General features: G+C 40.2%; 20 protein-coding genes. 9 read left to right on the forward strand and 11 right to left on the reverse strand.

The window, feature by feature from the left end; translation table 11 throughout:
- The first annotated feature begins 89 nt into the window (after nucleotides 1-89).
- The gene (locus ACXAG7_RS14120) at nucleotides 90-455 is read left to right on the forward strand and encodes a DUF423 domain-containing protein (RefSeq protein WP_408042445.1); all 366 of its coding nucleotides are present in this window, start codon (nucleotides 90-92) and stop codon (nucleotides 453-455) included.
- Here the strand turns inward: ACXAG7_RS14120 and ACXAG7_RS14125 are convergent.
- From ACXAG7_RS14125 to ACXAG7_RS14165, 9 genes are all read right to left on the reverse strand, one after another.
- Complete coding sequence (locus ACXAG7_RS14125; protein ID WP_476667213.1) at nucleotides 447-1,295, reverse strand: hypothetical protein; 849 nt, start codon at nucleotides 1,293-1,295, stop codon at nucleotides 447-449. The genes ACXAG7_RS14120 and ACXAG7_RS14125 overlap by 9 nt on opposite strands.
- A 777-nt stretch (nucleotides 1,296-2,072) precedes the next feature.
- The gene (gene bla / locus ACXAG7_RS14130; protein ID WP_476667214.1) at nucleotides 2,073-2,792 is read right to left on the reverse strand and encodes a subclass B1 metallo-beta-lactamase; all 720 of its coding nucleotides are present in this window, start codon (nucleotides 2,790-2,792) and stop codon (nucleotides 2,073-2,075) included.
- Nucleotides 2,793-2,879: 87 nt separating this feature from the next.
- Nucleotides 2,880-3,089, reverse strand: coding sequence for a hypothetical protein (locus ACXAG7_RS14135; RefSeq protein ID WP_476667215.1), 210 nt, complete (start codon nucleotides 3,087-3,089; stop codon nucleotides 2,880-2,882).
- Nucleotides 3,079-3,216, reverse strand: a complete 138-nt coding sequence (locus ACXAG7_RS14140; protein WP_476667216.1) for a hypothetical protein — start codon at nucleotides 3,214-3,216, stop codon at nucleotides 3,079-3,081. The genes ACXAG7_RS14135 and ACXAG7_RS14140 overlap by 11 nt, the downstream gene beginning before the upstream one ends.
- A gap of 239 nt (nucleotides 3,217-3,455) precedes the next feature.
- Entirely contained in the window at nucleotides 3,456-4,235 is a 780-nt protein-coding gene (locus tag ACXAG7_RS14145) for a TPM domain-containing protein (protein ID WP_476667217.1), read from the reverse strand.
- Between the two features lie 3 nt (nucleotides 4,236-4,238).
- Nucleotides 4,239-4,676, reverse strand: a complete 438-nt coding sequence (locus ACXAG7_RS14150) for a TPM domain-containing protein (protein WP_476667218.1) — start codon at nucleotides 4,674-4,676, stop codon at nucleotides 4,239-4,241.
- Between the two features lies 1 nt (nucleotide 4,677).
- On the reverse strand, nucleotides 4,678-5,274 hold the full coding sequence (locus tag ACXAG7_RS14155; RefSeq protein WP_476667219.1) for a LemA family protein: 597 nt from the start codon (nucleotides 5,272-5,274) through the stop codon (nucleotides 4,678-4,680).
- 18 nt (nucleotides 5,275-5,292) lie between these two features.
- On the reverse strand, nucleotides 5,293-5,622 hold the full coding sequence (locus ACXAG7_RS14160) for a MerR family transcriptional regulator (RefSeq protein WP_408042438.1): 330 nt from the start codon (nucleotides 5,620-5,622) through the stop codon (nucleotides 5,293-5,295).
- Nucleotides 5,623-5,631: 9 nt separating this feature from the next.
- Nucleotides 5,632-6,600 (reverse strand): M23 family metallopeptidase, encoded by a 969-nt coding sequence (locus tag ACXAG7_RS14165; protein ID WP_408042437.1) that lies wholly within the window; start codon nucleotides 6,598-6,600, stop codon nucleotides 5,632-5,634.
- A gap of 153 nt (nucleotides 6,601-6,753) precedes the next feature.
- Here ACXAG7_RS14165 and alaS point away from each other — a divergent pair, with 153 nt between their 5' ends.
- The 4 genes from alaS to ACXAG7_RS14185 are packed head-to-tail and all read left to right on the forward strand — an operon-like array spanning nucleotide 6,754 to nucleotide 11,479.
- On the forward strand, nucleotides 6,754-9,369 hold the full coding sequence (gene alaS, locus ACXAG7_RS14170) for an alanine--tRNA ligase (RefSeq protein WP_476667220.1): 2,616 nt from the start codon (nucleotides 6,754-6,756) through the stop codon (nucleotides 9,367-9,369).
- Between the two features lie 53 nt (nucleotides 9,370-9,422).
- Nucleotides 9,423-10,037 (forward strand): hypothetical protein, encoded by a 615-nt coding sequence (locus tag ACXAG7_RS14175; RefSeq protein WP_476667221.1) that lies wholly within the window; start codon nucleotides 9,423-9,425, stop codon nucleotides 10,035-10,037.
- Nucleotides 10,038-10,042: 5 nt separating this feature from the next.
- Entirely contained in the window at nucleotides 10,043-10,516 is a 474-nt protein-coding gene (locus tag ACXAG7_RS14180; protein WP_476667222.1) for a hypothetical protein, read from the forward strand.
- A 12-nt stretch (nucleotides 10,517-10,528) separates the two neighbouring features.
- Nucleotides 10,529-11,479, forward strand: a complete 951-nt coding sequence (locus ACXAG7_RS14185) for a GSCFA domain-containing protein (protein WP_476667223.1) — start codon at nucleotides 10,529-10,531, stop codon at nucleotides 11,477-11,479.
- A gap of 181 nt (nucleotides 11,480-11,660) precedes the next feature.
- On the opposite strand, the gene ACXAG7_RS14190 is transcribed toward ACXAG7_RS14185, so the two are convergent.
- Together ACXAG7_RS14190 and ACXAG7_RS14195 are read right to left on the reverse strand one after the other, a co-directional pair.
- A complete protein-coding gene (locus ACXAG7_RS14190; RefSeq protein WP_408042432.1) occupies nucleotides 11,661-11,969 on the reverse strand; it encodes a rhodanese-like domain-containing protein in 309 nt (102 codons plus the stop codon).
- 1 nt (nucleotide 11,970) lies between these two features.
- Complete coding sequence (locus tag ACXAG7_RS14195) at nucleotides 11,971-13,728, reverse strand: aromatic amino acid hydroxylase (RefSeq protein WP_476667224.1); 1,758 nt, start codon at nucleotides 13,726-13,728, stop codon at nucleotides 11,971-11,973.
- 115 nt (nucleotides 13,729-13,843) lie between these two features.
- Between ACXAG7_RS14195 and ACXAG7_RS14200 the strand changes: the two genes are divergently transcribed.
- The 4 genes from ACXAG7_RS14200 (at nucleotide 13,844) to ACXAG7_RS14215 (ending at nucleotide 19,431) form a co-directional block, all read left to right on the forward strand.
- Nucleotides 13,844-14,623 (forward strand): M48 family metalloprotease, encoded by a 780-nt coding sequence (locus ACXAG7_RS14200; protein WP_476667225.1) that lies wholly within the window; start codon nucleotides 13,844-13,846, stop codon nucleotides 14,621-14,623.
- A 56-nt stretch (nucleotides 14,624-14,679) separates the two neighbouring features.
- Nucleotides 14,680-14,961 (forward strand): hypothetical protein, encoded by a 282-nt coding sequence (locus ACXAG7_RS14205; protein WP_476667226.1) that lies wholly within the window; start codon nucleotides 14,680-14,682, stop codon nucleotides 14,959-14,961.
- Nucleotides 14,962-14,977: 16 nt separating this feature from the next.
- A complete protein-coding gene (locus tag ACXAG7_RS14210) occupies nucleotides 14,978-15,238 on the forward strand; it encodes a hypothetical protein (RefSeq protein ID WP_476667227.1) in 261 nt (86 codons plus the stop codon).
- 143 nt (nucleotides 15,239-15,381) lie between these two features.
- Nucleotides 15,382-19,431, forward strand: coding sequence for a GEVED domain-containing protein (locus ACXAG7_RS14215; RefSeq protein WP_476667228.1), 4,050 nt, complete (start codon nucleotides 15,382-15,384; stop codon nucleotides 19,429-19,431).
- Nucleotides 19,432-19,470 lie beyond the last annotated feature (39 nt).

Raw genomic sequence — 19,470 nt, forward strand, 5'->3', positions numbered from 1 at the left:
TTGCCTACTCACAATTAACTATGGTAGCCGGAAAAATCTGTAAAAAAGAATGTATTTTTGACTACAGATAAATTAAATCATCACAAATAATGCAACTTGCCCTACTTTCCGGTGCTATTTTTGGCTTATTAGCAGTTATTCTAGGAGCCTTCGGTGCTCATGCCTTAAAAAAAACTCTCAACGACGAACAACTCAAATCCTTTGAAACTGGCGTTAAGTATCAAATGTACCACGCTATAGTACTTTTAGTCATAGGTAGTTCATCACTTACTATTCAAAAAAGTATCGCTTGGCTGTTTATTATTGGTACCTGTTTGTTCTCTTTTAGTATTTACGGACTTGTTCTCTCGGACAGCAAGGGTAAAAAAATGAAATTTTTAGGTCCTATAACTCCCTTGGGAGGCCTCCTCTTGGTGGCTGGATGGGCACTTTTAGCCTATCGTTTTTTATCGTAGTGGCAAGCTAAACTCATACAAATTTCCTCCTTGCCCATGTGCGTATTCATCGGTGATATACAAGGTTGTATTGTCTTTAAACGCGATTCCTTCCTTTTGTGAATTGTGCTCAAAGGCATAACTATGTACTGTTCCTTCAAAAAAGTGATCTCCGCTAAAGTCACTAAATACGAGGACTTCCGTATGAGTTAATAAGGCCACCTTGTTACCGTCAGGAGAAATCGCTGCACCAGTTATCCAACAAGATAGTTTTTTATTGCAATGCTCGTAGGTTCCTAATAGCTCGGCCTCGTGGGAGCCTGCTGTTGCTGGAATTCGATATAGCTTGGTAATTCCGTAGTTTCCTTTGACTCTACTTTTTGTAAAGAGGTACAAATACCCGTCTTTATAGATGAGGGCCTCAGCATCGAAAAAACGCTTTTTCTTTTTAGGCGGAAACTTCTTCTGATCGGGATAGTGAAAACGTATGGTTTCGTAGGTACTTCCTATCAGCTCTTGGGCGGCATTTACTTTGTAAATTACCAAATTAGTTCGATCATTCCTATTGTTCCCCATATCTCCTATATATAAGGTATCACCGTCAGAACACAGATCTTCCCAATCTCTGTTGGCAAAGGGAAGTGCTACCTCACGCAATAATGCTCCGTTTGAATCTATCAAATATAAGACAGCATCATTACCACTGTCATTATGCATCCATAACTCTCCTTCATTTGGCCCCAAGGCAACGCCAGAAACTTCTTCCAAACGCTTTGGCAAATTCCCTTTCAACTTTAACTGCCCGTAATGTGAACAACTCAAACTCAATCCGAGTACGGTTAGGAACATCAGTTTTTTCATGATTCAAAATTTTACTAAAAATAAGGAAACTTCAAGTAGTAGCAAATCGCAGCGTACCTAGTAGGTTTTTCCGTGAAGAAAAAACGCACAAATCAATTGCCTAGTATTTAAAGAAGTGTTAAAGTCAATAAAGGCAGCTTTCGGATTACTGTCCTCCTGTTATAAAAACTGTGTAGTATAACAGGAGTAGTTATTAATATTAGTAATCCGCAACAGCAGCTTCCCCTACTGCTATTGCTATACCTAAGATAATCAAATATTTAAACACACCGAATAAATCCATCAAAAAAATTCACCAGATATTTTTTCATTTTTAAGCGGTACTTTTCCATATTTTTTTCTATTTTGCACCTGCTATGAAAGTACAATTGCTATACTTTCACTTTACTTATTGAATTTAGATGTGCTGAAAAGCTTCGGCTTTTACAATACGCGTTAAACTTGCGCTTACAAGTTTTTTTACTACTAGAAATAAATTAGTTTTTTTATTTTATGTAGGTTTGGTTAGCTGCCCTGAATACAACCTATTCAGGGCTTTTTTTCACAAAAAGAAACCACGGAAAATCCGTGGTTATAGTAGTTAGTTTCCAATAAGCTTGCATTAGTCATCAAATGAGTGATGTACTTTCGTACCAAGTTCGGTTAGTTAAGGTATTTGATTCCTCTTTTGCTCATTAGAACAGCACTAAGTTACAGATAAAATCCGCTACTTTTATTTTTTTTCCCTAACCTCCTCAAAATACAGTATGAGCGCAGTATATCACGCATGAATTACGACTATTTGAACAAGGTAATGGTATAGTCCAATAGCTCTTTTCCTCCCGTAGCTCCATGTCCTGGAATTACTGTTTTCACAGTTGGGTAAGCCTCAGCTACTTTTTGTACAGTACCTGACCAAGCCGCTTCATTGGCATCTTCCAAATTACCTTTTTTCGCCCCAGCGGCCTTCACCAGGCACCCTCCAAACAACACCTCGTCACCTGGCACTGACACAACGATATTGTCCATTGTGTGTCCGGCTCCAAAATAACGACACTCCACTTCTCGTCCTCCAATCATCATCTCAAAAGTACCCGGAACGGCACGGACAGCTATATTTTTGTCCTTCAAAAGCTCTTGAGTTTTTTCATAGGCTAGCACCGGTATCCTTTTGTTTATAAAGGCTTGCGCGCCACCAATGCAATCTACGTGAAAATGAGTTGGTACCATCGCCTGAATCTTTGCTTCTTGCTCATTTTCGATCCAGTTAATCAACTCTTCAGCCACTGCTTGTTCGGAAGGGCTATCACATACCAAAGCCTTTCCTTCAGAGAGTACTAATAAACCGTTACAAGGGACTTTACCCCATTGCTCCGTATTTAAAAAGCTCGTATGGACATAACTGTGAGGCCCCACCTTTTTAATACTCAAATTATCCGATTTGTACACTGTTTCTTCATTCGTATTGCAAGCAAGAACGGCGAGCACCATCAGCAATACACACATCATTTTTCTCATAAAATTCATTTTTTATTCTAATAACTTCTCAATAGAGATTAGCAGCTATAACAGTTACCAATACCAATCCCCTACGCAGTAATTCCTTTATTTTTCAATTTTCTCATTTCCGAGATAGTGTACTTTTTTTAGTACGGTTTCTGAAAACTTCCCGGACTCAGAAATACGCAAACGCGTCCAAATACTATCTATTTCACTGTTATTCGTAGTTTCATCTAAATCATCATCGTAGTCCGACACCTCCAACAAATCTAATTCTCGATCGTTTATCCACCTTCCTTTCTTACTACTCCCCATCTCCTCCAGTATAAGCCAATACTATAATGTCAATAACTGAAAAAGGTTCCTTATGTTGGGGAGGTGCCACTTTTGATTGACAACCAACAAACACTCCTAACATCAAAAAAAATCCTGTAAATTTCATAGTAGTTTTTCTTCAAAAATAAGAAAAGCCACCGATATTGGTAGCTTCTCCTTGGCAACAATAAAAGATAACGCCTACAGCGTTATAACTCTCTTTATTTATAGATTTTATATACGGTAATGCTAAAATAAAAACTGAGCTATTTTTGCTAATAACCAGTTTCTATTACGAGTTTCACATTGCATATTTACGGTGCCAACATTGCCTGAGTGTTACTAGAGCTTTAACAAAAAGTGAGCTTACCAACTTCCAGAAGCTCCACCTCCGCCGAAGCCTCCTCCACCGAAGCCTCCACTAAATCCACCCCCGCCAAAATCACTACCACCGAAGCCTCCTGAGCTTCCACGTCCCATGTTACTGAGAATAATCATATCAAAAATACTACCACCGGTATCGCGATAACGCCCTCCTCTTCCGCCACCACCTCGTGACGCCAGGAAGAAAAACACGATCACTATCAAAACAAAAACCAGCCATCCGTAGCCACCGCCTTTTTTATTGTTTGCTGGACTTGCTTTGTATTCTCCTTTGAGTACTTTTTCAATAGCATCTACACCGCGAACAACTCCGGCATAATAACTTCCTTTTTTAAATTCTGGGACTATTTCGCGTTCAATAATACGTTTCGACATAAAATCGGTCAACAAATGCTCCACTCCATACCCTGTAGCAATGGTCATTTTTCGATCATTAACAGCGAGTAAGATAAAAACTCCGTTATCCTTATCTTTTTGTCCAATACCCCATTTATGCGCCCAATTTGTTGCTAAGTAATTAATATTTTCACCTTGAGTAGAGGCGATACTCGCAACGGAAATTTGCGTAGAAGTAACTTGTTCATAGGAGCCTAATTTCTCGATTAGCAACTGTCTTTCTACAGAAGAAAAAACCTTTGCTCCATCGTAAACATATTTATTTTTACCCGTTGGTTTCTCTGGGATTTCAAAGGATTGTCCCATGAGCGATGTCGCTCCTAGCATCCAAAAACAACCTATTAAAATACCTATCCATTTTTTCATAGACTACCCTTTTGAGATTTCGTTCGACAATTCATCTACATCACCTTCCTGCCAAGGAAAATGGGCTTTCAATTCCTCTCCTGCTTTCAAAATACCATCGATTATTCCTTGGGTAAACTTGCCTTGCTTAAACTTAGCGAGCATGGCATTTCGCGTACTTTCCCAAAAATCTACCGGAACCACTTCGTCAATACCTCGATCTCCGTATATAACAAAAGTTTTATCAACTACTGCCACGTAAATCAAAACGCCATTGCGCTGTTCCGTAGCATACATTTTAAGGCCTTGAAATACTTCCAAGGCCCTATCGTAATGTACTTTATCAGTATGTGCTTCGAGGTGCACGCGTATTTCTCCTGAAGTATGCTTTTCAGCGGCGCGGATGGCAGCGACAATTTCCTGTTCCTCCGCTGCGCTTAAAAAATCTTCAACTTGTGACATCTTAGAACTTAAAATTTACATCTGGAGCTTTCTCCGAACCTTTATCGGCCTTATAGCGATCCATTTCTTTGAAATCTGTAAAACCAACCCAAAAACTTCCTGGAAATTTTTTAAGGTGTTTGTTAAACAAATTTACATCGTCATTGTAGCGGTCTCTCGCCACACTAATTCTATTTTCAGTACCTTCTAATTGACTTTGTAACTCTAAAAAATTACGATTGGCTTTTAGGTCAGGGTAGCGTTCTACAGACACCATCAACTTTGACAAGGCTCCTGATAGCCCTTGTTGTGCTTGTTGAAACTTAGCTAAGTTTGCTGCTGATAAATCGCCTGTATTCAAGGTAACTGCTGTTGCTTTTGCACGTGCATTAATCACGTCGGTCAGGGTAGACTTCTCAAAATCTGCTGCTCCTTGTACCGTCTTTACTAAATTCCCAATCAAGTCATTGCGTCGTTGATAGGCACTTTCAACTTTTGACCATTTTGTTTTGGCATTTTCTTCGTACTCTACAGCTGTGTTTTTAAAGCTGATAAACAGACTAAAAAAGAACAGGACGATTCCAATTAACACCGCCACAACTAACAATACTTTCTTCATTATTTTTTAATTTATTTGTTATAATTGATTTTTGATTTTCAACAGCTCTGCCTTTACTGACTCTAATCTCGTAATTATTTCTTGATTACTTACGAGCTCATGGGCATTTTTTTTAAGTTTTTGCTTTGCGCCATCCAAGGTAAAGCCACGTTCTTTTACCAGGTTGTATATCAATTTAAAATTTTCGATATCTTCTTTGGTAAACAAACGATTTCCTTTTGCATTTTTTTTGGGCTTTATCACCTTAAACTCTTTCTCCCAAAAACGAATAAGAGAAGCATTGACACCAAAGGCATCAGCTACTTCTCCTATTTTATAATATCTCTTTTCTGGTAAATTTACATGCATAGATTTTCCTTAATCATACGATTGTCCTTTTTGCTGTGAAGCTTTTTGCATAGCGAGGAACTCCTCTGGGGTCAAATCGCCGTAATAATAATAAATAGGATTTACTGGGCGTCCGTTTTTATGCACCTCATAATGCAAGTGAGGAGCTGCAGACCTTCCTGTATTTCCGACGTAGCCAATTAAATCTCCACGTTTTACTTTCTGTCCTTTCTTTGCTACGATTTTACTCATATGAGCGTAAATCGTTTTATAACCATACCCGTGTTCTATGTACACTACTTTTCCAAAGGTAGAACTGCGGTGTGCTTTGACTACCTTTCCATTCCCAGATGCGAAAATAGGCGTCCCTGTAGGCGCGGTAAAGTCCATCCCATTGTGCATACGCCAACTCTTTAGGATAGGGTGCAAACGCATTCCAAATCCAGAAGCCATGCGTTTCAAGTCTTCATTTTTCACAGGTTGAATGGCTGGTATGGATGCCAACATCTTTTCTTTGGCTTTTGCCAAGTTTACAATTTCATCAAGCGATTCTGACTGCACTGCTATTTGTTTCGCTAAAACATCCAACTGCTTAGTTGCATCGGTAATGATGGTACTGTTTTGAAAACCTTCTAAGTGCTTGTAGCGATTTACACCGCCAAAACCGGCTTTACGTTGCTCTTCCGCTATCGGGGCCGCCTCGAAATAGGTACGGTAAATATTGTTGTCGCGATCTTGTAACTCCGACAAGCGTTCTGAACTTTCATCCAAGCGTTTCGAAAGGAGTTCATAGTTTAATTTCAAATTTTCCAGCTCTCGTTTCTGAGCGCGTTCTCCTGGAGTTAATAGAAATTGACTAAAACCTATAAAGCCCAGAAATGCAACAAGTAAACTACCCGTAATCCAGAGAAAAGCACGTTTGTATTTTTCACTGGTTTTACTCTCAATTTTCCTATAGGAAAGCGTCTCAGGATCGTAATAATATTTTACTTTCGCCATAATGCTAAATATACTATTTTTGTGCTCTTTAAATGAGCAACTTCATTTAAGGGTTACAAATAATAACTCACAAATTTACAAAATGTTTGAAAACTTCCTTGTACTAAGGAACTTTTAGGCAAAAATTAACAAACTATAAGATACTGGAGTGGTATGAAATCTCAAGAAATTAGAGCTAAATTTTTAGATTTTTTTAAATCAAAGCAACACGAAATAGTGCCGTCAGCACCGATGGTACTTAAAAATGACCCTACCTTAATGTTCACCAATTCAGGTATGGCCCCGTTCAAAGAGTTCTTCTTAGGAAATGCCGCCCCAAAGAGTACACGTATTTCGGATTCTCAAAAGTGTTTGCGCGTTTCTGGTAAGCACAACGATTTGGAAGAAGTAGGATACGACACCTATCACCACACCATGTTTGAAATGTTAGGAAACTGGAGTTTTGGTGATTACTTTAAAAAAGAAGCGATTGCTTGGGCTTGGGAATTATTGACCGAAGTTTACAAGATAGACAAAGACATATTATACGTAACCGTTTTTGAAGGCGATGAAAAAGACGGTACCAAAATGGATCAGGAGGCTTATGATTTTTGGAAAGAAATCATCCCTGAAGATCGCATTTTAATGGGGAACAAAAAAGATAACTTCTGGGAAATGGGAGAACAAGGTCCTTGTGGTCCTTGCTCTGAAATCCACGTAGATATCCGTTCTGCAGAAGAAAAAGCTAAAGTAAATGGTAAATCGTTGGTAAACGAAGACCACCCACAAGTCGTGGAAATCTGGAACTTGGTATTCATGCAGTACAACCGTAAGGCTAATGGATCACTGGTGGAATTACCTTCAAAACACATCGATACTGGAATGGGGTTTGAGCGCCTTTGTATGGTATTACAAGGAGTGCAGTCTAACTACGATACAGATTGTTTTACACCGCTAATCCGCGAGATTGAAACCATTACCGGAGTACGCTACGGAAAAGACGAACAAGTAGACATCGCTATTCGCGTTATTGCTGACCACGTTAGAGCCGTTGGTTTTGCCATTGCAGACGGACAATTACCGAGTAACAATGGTGCTGGATATGTAATCAGACGAATTTTGCGTAGAGCTATTCGTTACGGATTTACTTTCTTAAACCAAAAAGAAGCCTTTATTTACAAACTCGCAGATACCTTGGCACACCAAATGGGAGATGCCTTTCCTGAAATCCGCAAGCAAGAATCATTGGTACACAATGTAATCAAGGAAGAAGAGCAGTCTTTTTTACGTACCCTTGACCAAGGTCTATTGCTATTAGATCGCGTTATTGAAAGTACCGAAGGAAAAGTAGTATCTGGTAAAAAAGCCTTTGAGCTTTACGATACTTTTGGTTTTCCTTTAGATTTGACCCAGCTCATCGCTCGTGAAAAGGGATACGAAATTAACGAAGAAGAGTTTGCAGCAGGTATGCAAGCGCAAAAAGATAGATCGAGAGCAGCTTCATCAAGTGAAACTGGTGATTGGATACTGGTAAAACAAGACGAAGTTGAAGAATTTGTAGGATACGATACCTTGACTGCGAACGTAAAACTTACGCGCTATCGAAAGGTGAGCTCTAAAAAGGAAGGAGATCAATATCAACTAGTATTCAATTTAACACCATTTTACCCTGAAGGTGGTGGTCAGGTAGGTGATAAAGGAGCTATAGAAGCACCAAACGGTGATGTTATTTATATTACCAACACCAAAAAGGAAAACAATGTGATTATTCACTTCACTAAAACCTTACCTACTGATTTAACTGCGACATTTAAAGCTGTCGTAAATGATGAGTTCAGGCGTTTATCGGCGAGCAACCACTCGGCAACACACTTGTTACACCAAGCTTTGAGAGCCATTTTAGGAGATCACGTTGAGCAAAAAGGATCATTGGTAAACCCTAACTATTTGCGTTTTGATTTCTCACATTTCTCAAAAGTAACCAGTGATCAAATCGAAGAAATTGAAGAGTTTGTCAACGCGAGAATCCGCGAAAACTTACCTTTAGAGGAAAAGCGCAATATCCCAATGGACCAAGCAGTTCAAGAGGGGGCTATTGCCTTGTTTGGTGAAAAATACGGCGATAGTGTTCGCACCATTCGTTTCGGTCAATCTATGGAATTATGTGGAGGTACCCACGTTCAAAATACTGGTGATATTTGGTATTTTAAAATTAAATCAGAAGCCGCTGTAGCCGCAGGAATTCGCCGTATCGAAGCGATTACCAATATGGCGGTAGGTGATTATTTCGAAGACATCGAGCGCAATTATAATGCCGTAAAACAACTTTTAAAAAATCCAAAAGACCTCAGCAAATCGGTAACGAGCTTACAAGAAGAGAATGCTCAATTGAAGAAGCAAATTGAGCAATTACTAAAAGATAAAGCCAAGAATTTAAAAGGAGATTTAAAAAATCAAATTAAAGAAGTTAATGGCGTTCAGTTTTTAGCTACTAAAGTAGATCTAGACCCAGGAAGCATCAAGAACCTCATGTTTGAACTCGGTGGTGAATTTGACAAGCTATTTATCTTATTCGCTACTGCGCCAAGCGCTGAAAAAGCAATGCTCACTTGTTATATTTCCAAAGACCTTGCTAACGAAAGAGGTTACGACGCTGGTAAAGTTGTTCGAGAACTAGGAAAATACATCCACGGAGGTGGTGGTGGACAAAACTTCTTTGCTACTGCAGGAGGTAAAAATCCAGGAGGAATTCCAAAAGTATTGGAAAAAGCCGTTGACTACCTCGTCTAAAAAATTAAAAAGCCTCTGAAAAATTCAGAGGTTTTTTTTATTTTGGTCACGTTATGAAAAACTCCTACAAAAAAATTCTATTCAACACGATATTTGGTATTTTCATCCTATACCATATTGCCAAGTTCTTTTTTGATAGCGATGGCAAAGCATTCCTGTTTTCTCTTCCTAGGTACTTTTACGAGGTAGTATATGGCCTACTCCTCCTATACAACCTGTATTCGCTGTACTTAAAACCCAAACCCTCTGAAAAAAAAGAAGTAGTATTTAAATTGGAAACCGTCCGTGATCGTGATATGGCCCAAAGCAGCAAAGCTTTTAACATACTCCTACTTCCTATAATTGGTTTCATCATCTATATTGATCCATCGTACAGAATTATCGGCTTGATATTTGTTTGTTTTTGCTTAAAAGAAATCCATCAAAGTCTACAGGTAAAAAAATCAGGAATACTCAGGGTATCCGATACCACCTTACAGTACTCAGATGGTCATAGCACGCAACATATTCCAATCGATACAGAGAGTAGTGTAAAAATTTACCCGAATATGATAGTAGTCAGTACCCCTACAAAGAAATACCAGCTTCTTTTTTTACATATCTCAGAAGAGGACAGGAGCTTATTAAAAAACTGGCTTGTTACACACCTCCCTTTTGAACAAATCTGACCGCGATGAAGTTGCTTTACAACACCAATTACAAAACTGCCACAATAACGAGAGGCACTCAGCTCCTATGGTCATCAGAGTTAATCAGACCTTGGTTCAAACCTGCTAACTTTCGCATTAGCGATGCTGCAGAGGAAACTGTGTTTAACTTTCGCAGAAAACACAGCTTTTTTTCCTATGTTTTCGACATTTCTTTTACCGACACTAGTAATCGCATACAAGCAATTCAATACCACGACAGTAACTCAAAAATGCTTATCAACGACAAGCTAACACTCTCAGTGAAAAACAAATCGTGGTTTAGCCGAACACGCATCTTCTACGCCAATCAACGGGCCGTAGGCACCTTCCTTATAAAAGGAAATATCTTCTCTTCAAAAAAAACGATTGAAGTTAGCCTTAGCAACCCTGACCTATTAGATTATTGCTTAATTTTACTGCTCATTCAACGCAATATTAGATTACTCAAATCAGACTAAGTCACTAGCCTTATGAACCTCATCACTGAAGTACCAGTACCACCACAAAAATTTCACCGTATCAACTACCACTCTAAAATACTTCTTTTGGGCTCTTGTTTTTCGGAAAATATCGGTAACAAACTGCAGTATTTTCAATTTTATACCCATCAAAATCCACTGGGCATCGCCTTTCATCCCAAAGCGATAGAAACACTGGTTCAGAAAGCTATCAATCGAGAACTTTACCATGAAGACGACTTGTTTTATCACCTTGAGCGCTGGCATAATTTCGATGCGCACTCCTCGTTAAGTTCAGCAGATAGTGAAAGCTTATTAGCTAATTTAAATACAGGAATCCACAACGGACACGAACAATTACGCAACGCCAGCCACCTTATCATAACACTAGGGACAGCATGGGTTTACCGTCATATTGCTTCGGACAAACACGTTGCGAACTGCCATAAAGTACCTCAAAAAAAATTTTTAAAGGAGCTCTTAACCAGTGACGATACTTATGAATCGCTAGCAGCCATTCAGGCTTTGGTAAAAGCCTACAATCCGAATATTCAAATCATCCTAACAGTATCTCCGGTACGTCATATCAAAGATGGTATAGTCGAAAACCAACGCAGTAAAGCTCATTTACTGCATGCTGTACATCAACTTTGCGACGAATTCGCCCACTGTCATTACTTTCCTTCTTATGAGATTCAAATGGACGAACTGCGAGACTATCGCTTTTATCAACGTGATATGGTACACCCTAACGAGTTGGCCATTGATTATATCTGGGAAAAATTTGCGAACGCATGGATCGATGCTACTACTGCCAGCGTCCGCGAACGCGTTGCTACCGTCAGAAAAGGAATGGCACATAGACCTTTTAATCCTAATGGGCAAGAACATCAGAAATTTCTAGCGAGTTTGGCACGTAAAAGAGAACAACTGCAAAAAGAATACCCTCACATGCAGTTCTAAAATACTAGTATCTCACGAAAATTAAACTTATAAGGCACCTTTAGTTAGATGATGTAACAGGCCCAAGATAGGTATGAACAAGAAATGACTTTGCTACGAACTTAGCTCAATTTCTAATCACAGCGCAAAAAAAAAGAACTATCCGCGGATAGTTCCTTTTAATATTTTGTCAGTTCACAGACTATAAATACTGATCTACATTTTGCCAAGGACCACCGTTGATGATATCTACACCGTGTCCTGCTAAAAACTGAGTTGCTTGACCACTGCGTCCTCCACTTCTACATACTGCAATTACCGGCTTTTCCCAAGCCTTGATTTCCTCTACATTTTGAGGAATGGTATCTAACACGATGTGCTTTGCACCGTCAGAATGACCGTCATTCCACTCCGCTAAAGTTCTTACATCAAGTACTACAGCACCTTTTTCTAAATAGTCTTTGATTTCGTTGCTCATATTGTTCTTTCTAAATAAATTAAATAATCCCATATTATACTTGTTGGACATTACTCAACAAATGTAACCCGTTTTCCAATAAGGTTTTGTAGCTTTTGTTACTTTTCAAGTCCTCCAAGTAATTGCGAATTGGGGTTGCTATGCTAAACCCTTCGCTTTGTGCCACTTCGTAAAGTTCTAATGGAAGTAACCAATCTTCTTGATACTTATTAACGACTTCCTCAAAAATTTGATTTAAACGCTCTTCGTCAATGGTTCCCGAACTGCGCATTACTCGCAGCTCATCGTACAAAGCATAGAGTGCCCTATCGCTTTCCGAGTAGCTTATTTTATGTGTTTTTGTTTCTGACACCTTTCCTACATCACCGAACGAATTAACATCTGCCGGACCTGCATAAGCAGAAACGATATCTACCCCAACGGCCATGTCGTAAATTCCCCAGTCTGGATGAAACAACAAGGTATCTCCATGGGTCACTGTACAATTCTTAAACGAAACTAACAGTATATGACCTCTTAAATCACGAGTTCCAGTGATGACTTCTCCAGAAACTTTTACTCCTCCTTCGAACTCCAAATCGACCTTTTTACCTTCGTAGATACCGTAGGCTTCTAGATCTCTCGGACTCATATTCTCTATCGGGATATTTATTCCCTTCAATTTCCCTACAGGGCTACCATATCCTTCCGCATGATAAGTAACACCGTGGCTAATCAATTCTTTATCGCGGTTTGCCAATGCCGTAGGACCGGTAGTTTGAATGTATATCGGCTTGTTATTTTCGTCGGAAATTACATTGGTAAATACCCCTGAAATTTGTATTCCTGTACTCAATTCAACGGTTCCTAAGTTGTTCGAATCTATCAATTTCTCAACTCCCTTAAGTCCTCCTGTTCGGAGTGCCATTTTATTGGCAAACTGTTCTAAAACCAGGCTTAAGTGGGCAAAATCAGGTGTTACAAATAACTGCGGTTGTGGTTTGGTTATGTCAAAGCTCACCTCTGAAGCCTCCAAAGTATAGGGTAACTTTGTTACTTCGGGTTGCATACACCACTTGCTCTCTCCTATCGACGACAGCAAACCAGCTCCGTATATTTTAGGGTCGTCTAAACTCCCGATTAAACCGTACTCTACTGTCCACCAATGCAAGTTTCTAATTTTGGCCATTTCCGACATTTCCCCTAAATTATCTTGCAACCACTCTACTTTTTCTTGCGCTTCTGCTATCGCTTTCTCGGAAGAGTTTGGATCTTCTTTCAGAATCGAAAGTAAACGGATGGCTTCGTACATTTCGTAGTCTTTGGATGAGGAGATCGCTTTTGCGCCTATCTCTCCAAATCGTCTTAAATATTCTGCGTATTCCGGGTTAGCAATGATGGGGGCATGCCCGGCTGCTTCGTGAATGATATCTGGTGCTGGCGTATATGCAATATGATCAATCGTACGCATATCTGATGCAATTACGAGTACGTTATAGGCCTGGAATTCCATAAAAGCATTCGGAGGAATAAATCCATCAACAGACACTGCTGCCCATCCGATATCTTTTAAAATTCTATTCATTCCGTCCATATGCGGTATTGACTCTACAGAAATTCCTGTTTTTTCAAGCCCCTTAACATAGGTATGATGCGCCACTCTACTCAGATAATCAACATTCATTCGCATCACATAACGCCACACTGCCTGGTTTTGAGCCGTGTATTCATCATATGGCTGTTTTACAATAAACTTGTGTAAATGCTTTGGCAACTTCTTGGTTACCTCATTAAATTCAAAGTTAACTCCCATACCCTAGTGTATTTATTGGGTAAAGTTACACCTTTTATAGGTCACAAAAAATTCATTCTCGTTAAATTATATATCGTACCTTTAGCAGTACACAAAAAATCAAAACCCAACAACCATGAGAAAAGGTGGATTTAAAGTTCGCTTAATCCTAGGCGTCGTCATCGTTGCCTTTGCCTACCTCCGTAAATGTAGTCAACAAACGGAAAATCCCTATACAGGAAAAACGCAATCCATTAGCTTAACTCCCGCACAGGAAATAGCTATCGGTCTGCAACAAAAACCCAGTATGGCACAACAACACGGCGGTTTCCATTCCAATGCCCAATACCAACAATACGTTACCCGTATAGGGCAACAGCTCGTCAACAATACCGTGGCTAAAAACTCGGGGTATCAGTTCGAGTTTCACCTCTTACGCGATGATAGAACCATCAATGCCTTTGCTTTACCAGGAGGACAAATTTTTATTACCTATGCGCTTTTTTCTAAGCTCACCGACAGCAATGGACAAATCAACCCCGACATGGTCGCTGGAGTATTAGGACACGAAATCGGCCATGTATTAGGAAAGCACTCCAATGAACGTATTACAGAAGCAAACTTTTGGCAACTTTTAAGCATGGGAGCCTCTGTCGGTGCAGACCTCGGAGAACTCGCTAATAGCATAGGCCAACAAACCCTTTTAAAAAATGGACGCGGTGACGAATTGGAAAGCGATGAATTAGGAGTCCGACTCATGCTCGATGCAGGATACAATCCGAAATACCTAATCAACGTCATGAAAATTCTAAAACAAGCTGCAGGCCCCAATAGAATACCTGAATTTCAGAGTACGCATCCGGATCCTGAAAATCGAATTGCAAAAATCAAAGCAGCTATCAAAAAATACCAGTAAATAGTATTCCCCATTGTATTCAGTGGGGATTTTTGTTATTTTTGAAGAAAAAAGTTATGAGTTTCGGATTTGGACCAGCTACAGATATGCACAAAAAAGTGCAGAGCTTGCGGCGATCGCGTACGAGCACCCTAGAGAAGATAAAAACAATTCCTCACACAAACCCGTCCCGTTCCGAGGGTTGCAACGATACTCCTACGGCACCGAGAACTGCCACACCTGAGGCATTGGATTGCATTCGAGAGCGTCTTCAAAGGGAACAGCAACGTGACCTTCTCTTAAAAGTAGCTGCTTTTGTAGGACTGCTGTTACTTGTATTTTATTTCTTATTCACCTAACCTAAAACAATTGCTTATGAGCTTTGGAGGATCGGTATCTGCTATGATTACCTCTATCAAAAACAACCAAAGAAAACCTAAACCAACCTTTAAAAAATCGGTTTCAACACTGCGTTCTTCGGCGCCCTTAAAGTTTAAAAAGAAAGCTAGCCCACAACAATTACATACCATACGAAAACAACTACAAAAGGAAAACAAAAGAGAACTAGTGTTAGGCTTTGTTGCCTGTGGCTGCTTTGTACTACTTATTTGTTATCTCATTAACACCATTCACTAAACAATACCATACAACTATGTTAATAAGTTGACAAATACTCAATTTTTAAGTTAAAATTATACCATTAGTGGGTTGTATTCGCAAAAAAGTGACTTAAGTCGCCCAATAACTTTGCCAGAAACTAATGTTTTAACTTAAAAATTATGCTAAACACAAAACCCTTCTCACGTGTTAAAAAGCTACTGTTAATTAGCTCTTTAACACTGTCGTGTTTTTACACACAAGCTCAAGACACTGGCTGTGGTACGGACCATGCCATGGACAATTTATTCAAAATGAATAAACGAGCTAAGCAAGAACTCCAGCAACTGCGAAAAAAGGTGCACAAACACCTCCATCAACGCAATACTGCTGCAAAATCGTTTACTATTCCAGTGGTATTTCACGTATTTGGTAAAACTTACAATGGCGGAAGCACAGTAACACAGGCCATCATTGAAGAAGCCCTTCGCAAAACGAATGAAGACTTTCAAGGACTCAATCCGGACTACACCACCATTGATGCTCCCTTTGACAAAATCAAACAGCCTCTGAACATTTCGTTCAAATTGGCAAAAATCGATCCGAATGGGAATCCAACTACGGGAATTGTATACCACAACGAAGCTTCTGGTATGGGAAATTACAGCTCGGCCGAGGTAAAACGAGTAGCTTGGGACAATTACAAATACTGTAATGTTTACATCACACGTGACCTCTATGGCGATGGTGACTTTTACAATTCAGGTGTTGCTTGGTACCCCAACAAAGCCATGTCCGACCAAAATCTAGCTCGTGTGGTTTACAACGGTAGTTATCTCGGCAGTAACACCAACGAAAACTTCCGTTCGGTACTCACCCATGAGTTTGGTCATTATTTAGACCTACCCCACACCTTTAACGGTGGCGTATGTACCAACGACCCCAATGCTGGTGATGGTGTTGCTGATACTCCCTCACATAAAAAACATTCCGGAGGGACGCAATGTCGCGTTATCAAGAACTGCTTAAATCAGGAAATCAATAACGAAAACTTTATGGATTATACCGATTGCTACAAAATGTTCACTCAAGGCCAGGTAGCACGGATGATTAATGCTTTAGAAAATTCTCCTACTAGAAATACGCTCTGGACTGCTAGCAATTTAGCAGCGACAGGATTGACTGGCGATTTAGGACCGAGAATTACAGCTTCTTCGAGTAGCCTTACTGAACGTTACCTAAATGACGGAGTCATTGAACAAACGCTTACCCTCAACTGCCACGACTGTACCTTTACAAAAGGGTCTGGAACCTTGAATAATGGCACTGATTTTACAGTGAGTAATGTACCTCAAGGATTGAACGCGAGCATCACTTTAAACAGTACTACAAGTGCGACCTTTCAACTTACAGGTACTGCCGCTGCTCACAAGGCAAGTGATTCAAAAGCCATCGCTATAGCTTTTAAAAACTCAAGTATCACGGGAGGTACTAGTCAACTGTACAAAGATCGTATCGATAATATTTCATTGGAATTTAAAGACCCCTATACCGAATACTGTAATGTGAATATACGCTATAAAACCTATACCCATATTACAGATGTAACCTTTAACAACAATAGCAACCCTACAGGATACAACGGAATTTCTGACTACACAAATGCTGTAAAGCACAAGGTTAAAAGACAGCAATCTTATCCTATTAGTATCACGACAAACAAAGGAGCAGGTGGTGCCAACGACAATCTGAGAATTCAGGTTTGGCTAGATGCCAATGCCAACTTTATTTTTGAAGACAATGAACTCGTGATTAGCCACAGCTACAAAAACTCACAAACGGATGCCCAAGGAAACTACACTTATAACGGAACTATAAGTATCCCTGCAAACACGCCACTAAAAGCTACGGCCTTCCGAGTTTTGGCCCACTATGTGCAAGGAAACGAAGGAGACACTGCCTGTTCAACTGTTGACAGCGGCGAATCAGAAGATTACGGACTGCAAGTGATCGATAAAAACACGCCTTTCGAAGTAGACTTTTTTGGTCATCCTACTACCGTAAACTTCTCCGAACCCGTAAACTTTAGTGATTTCTCGAATGCCGCTAACAACGACGAACTTCAATCGTGGTCATGGTCTTTTGAAGGAGCCACCCCAGCCGTCTCGACAGCAAAAAACCCCAAAGGAATTCTTTTCCCAGAAGCGGGTAGCTACGACGTTTCATTAATTGTAACCACCAAAAACGGACAACGCAAAACCGTAACTAAAAAAGACTATATAACCTCGAGGCTACAGTATTGTGCCACCAATCCGAAATACGGAACCTATTTCAGCGTTAACAAAGTTCAACTCAACACCATCGACCACCAACCTGGTCTGAGTAATTATTACAACTACTACCATACTGTCAGTACAGAACTCACCACTGGATCTTCGTACAACCTTACGCTAAAAGCGGAAAAAGGAAATGGTGGTGATAGTGATATCAACAGAGTTCGCGTATGGGCCGATTGGAATTTTGACGGTCAATTTAGCAGTGATGAACTCATCGTTAGTAAGGAAGTAAAATCGTCTGATTACAACAGCGCCAAAGAATATCAATTTACCCAAGCCATAACCGTACCCGAAAATGCTGCGATAGGTAAACGCATCGGATTGAGAGTTACGGGGCACTTCGTGGATGGCAATGGAGGAGAAACGGCCTGCGGAAGTTACGACAGTGGAAACACAGCAGACTACGGCTTGCTCATCAAAAAAGGAATCACCACTCCTGCCCCAACAGTAGTGAGCATTGCCAATGCAACTGAAACGGAAGGAAACACGTTAACACACCTCGTGCGTTTAAGTGCTAAAACAACGACTACTACAACGGTTCCGTTTACGATTAATAACCAAACAGCCCTTCAAGGGCAAGACTTCGAAACACCAACTTTTAACAAAGGGGTTTCACTTTCACAAAACACTCTTAGTATTCCAGCAGGTGTCAGTGAATTCAGCATTTTTGTAGCCGCAATTGACGACCGTGATGTTGAAAATACTGAAACCTATACTATCCAATCAGGAAGTAGCAGCGCCACAGGAACTATCAAGGATAACGACACCAGTGTCCCTAGCACCTACTGTACGGCGCAAAATACCCGTAACGATTCTTACATCACAAAAGTGACTATCGGAACAGCGGTACAAGCCAGTGAAGGAAGTGCCTATACGAGCTATGCCAACAAGAGCATCGCACTAAACGCCGACGAAAGCTTCGCTTTTGCCATTAAAACAACATATGATCACTGGAGCTACAATGCAATGGGAGCCTGGGTAGATTGGAACAACGACGGAACCTTTTCTGACGATGAAAAAATATACCACGCCTATAAAGCAGGTCCTTACCAAGCTCAAATTGACATTCCGTCAACGGCAGTAAAGAATCAGAACTTACGCCTGCGCGTGCGTTACAGCTATGGTAGTGAATCAAAAATCACTCCTTGTGGTACTGACAGCTACTTTGGTGAAGTGGAAGACTACAGCATCAAACTCAATGAAACTAGTACTGTAAACTACTGTGAAGCCAGCACCACTCGAAACGACTCATACATCTCCAATGTTCGTTTTGGAGCTGTTAACAATACGAGTACCCACACCCCTTACAATGACTACAGTCACTTGAGTGCTACCTTCTCAAAAAATAGTGCCTTTACCGTTCAAGTACAACTTTCTAATGGTCATTGGAGCTACAATAATGTGGCTATCTGGATTGACTGGAACAATAACGGCAACTTTGAACTTGAAGAAGAAGTATACCGCGCTTACCAAGCAGGTCCTTATTCAGCGAGTATCACCCCTCCAACAACAGCGGTTAGTGACAAAAAACTACGCATGCGCATTCGCTATGCCTACGGAAGTAACGAAGCAGCAAGTGCCTGTGGCGAAGACAGCTATTTTGGAGAGGTCGAAGATTACAGCATTCAACTGCGAGAAGATACCGATGCTACAGGTATCGATCTGCAAGTGTACCCAAACCCAACAACTGAGTTCTTAACGCTAAAAAGTACGGTAAACTCAGCAATTGTATTGCGCATTAGCACTCTACAAAATCGCGTTGTAAAAACTAAGACAGTGCAACCTACAGCAGGAAAAACTAGTATTTCTGTCGCAGAGCTCCCTAACGGAATCTACCTGCTTACAGGTACTCAAAACGGGCAAACGTTCACAAAAAAAATTGTGATCTCAAAATAAAAACTAGGTTCTCATTAGTCTCAGAAAACTGAGTATTTC

It is taken from the genome of Tenacibaculum sp. AWR4_210, assembly GCF_056160945.1.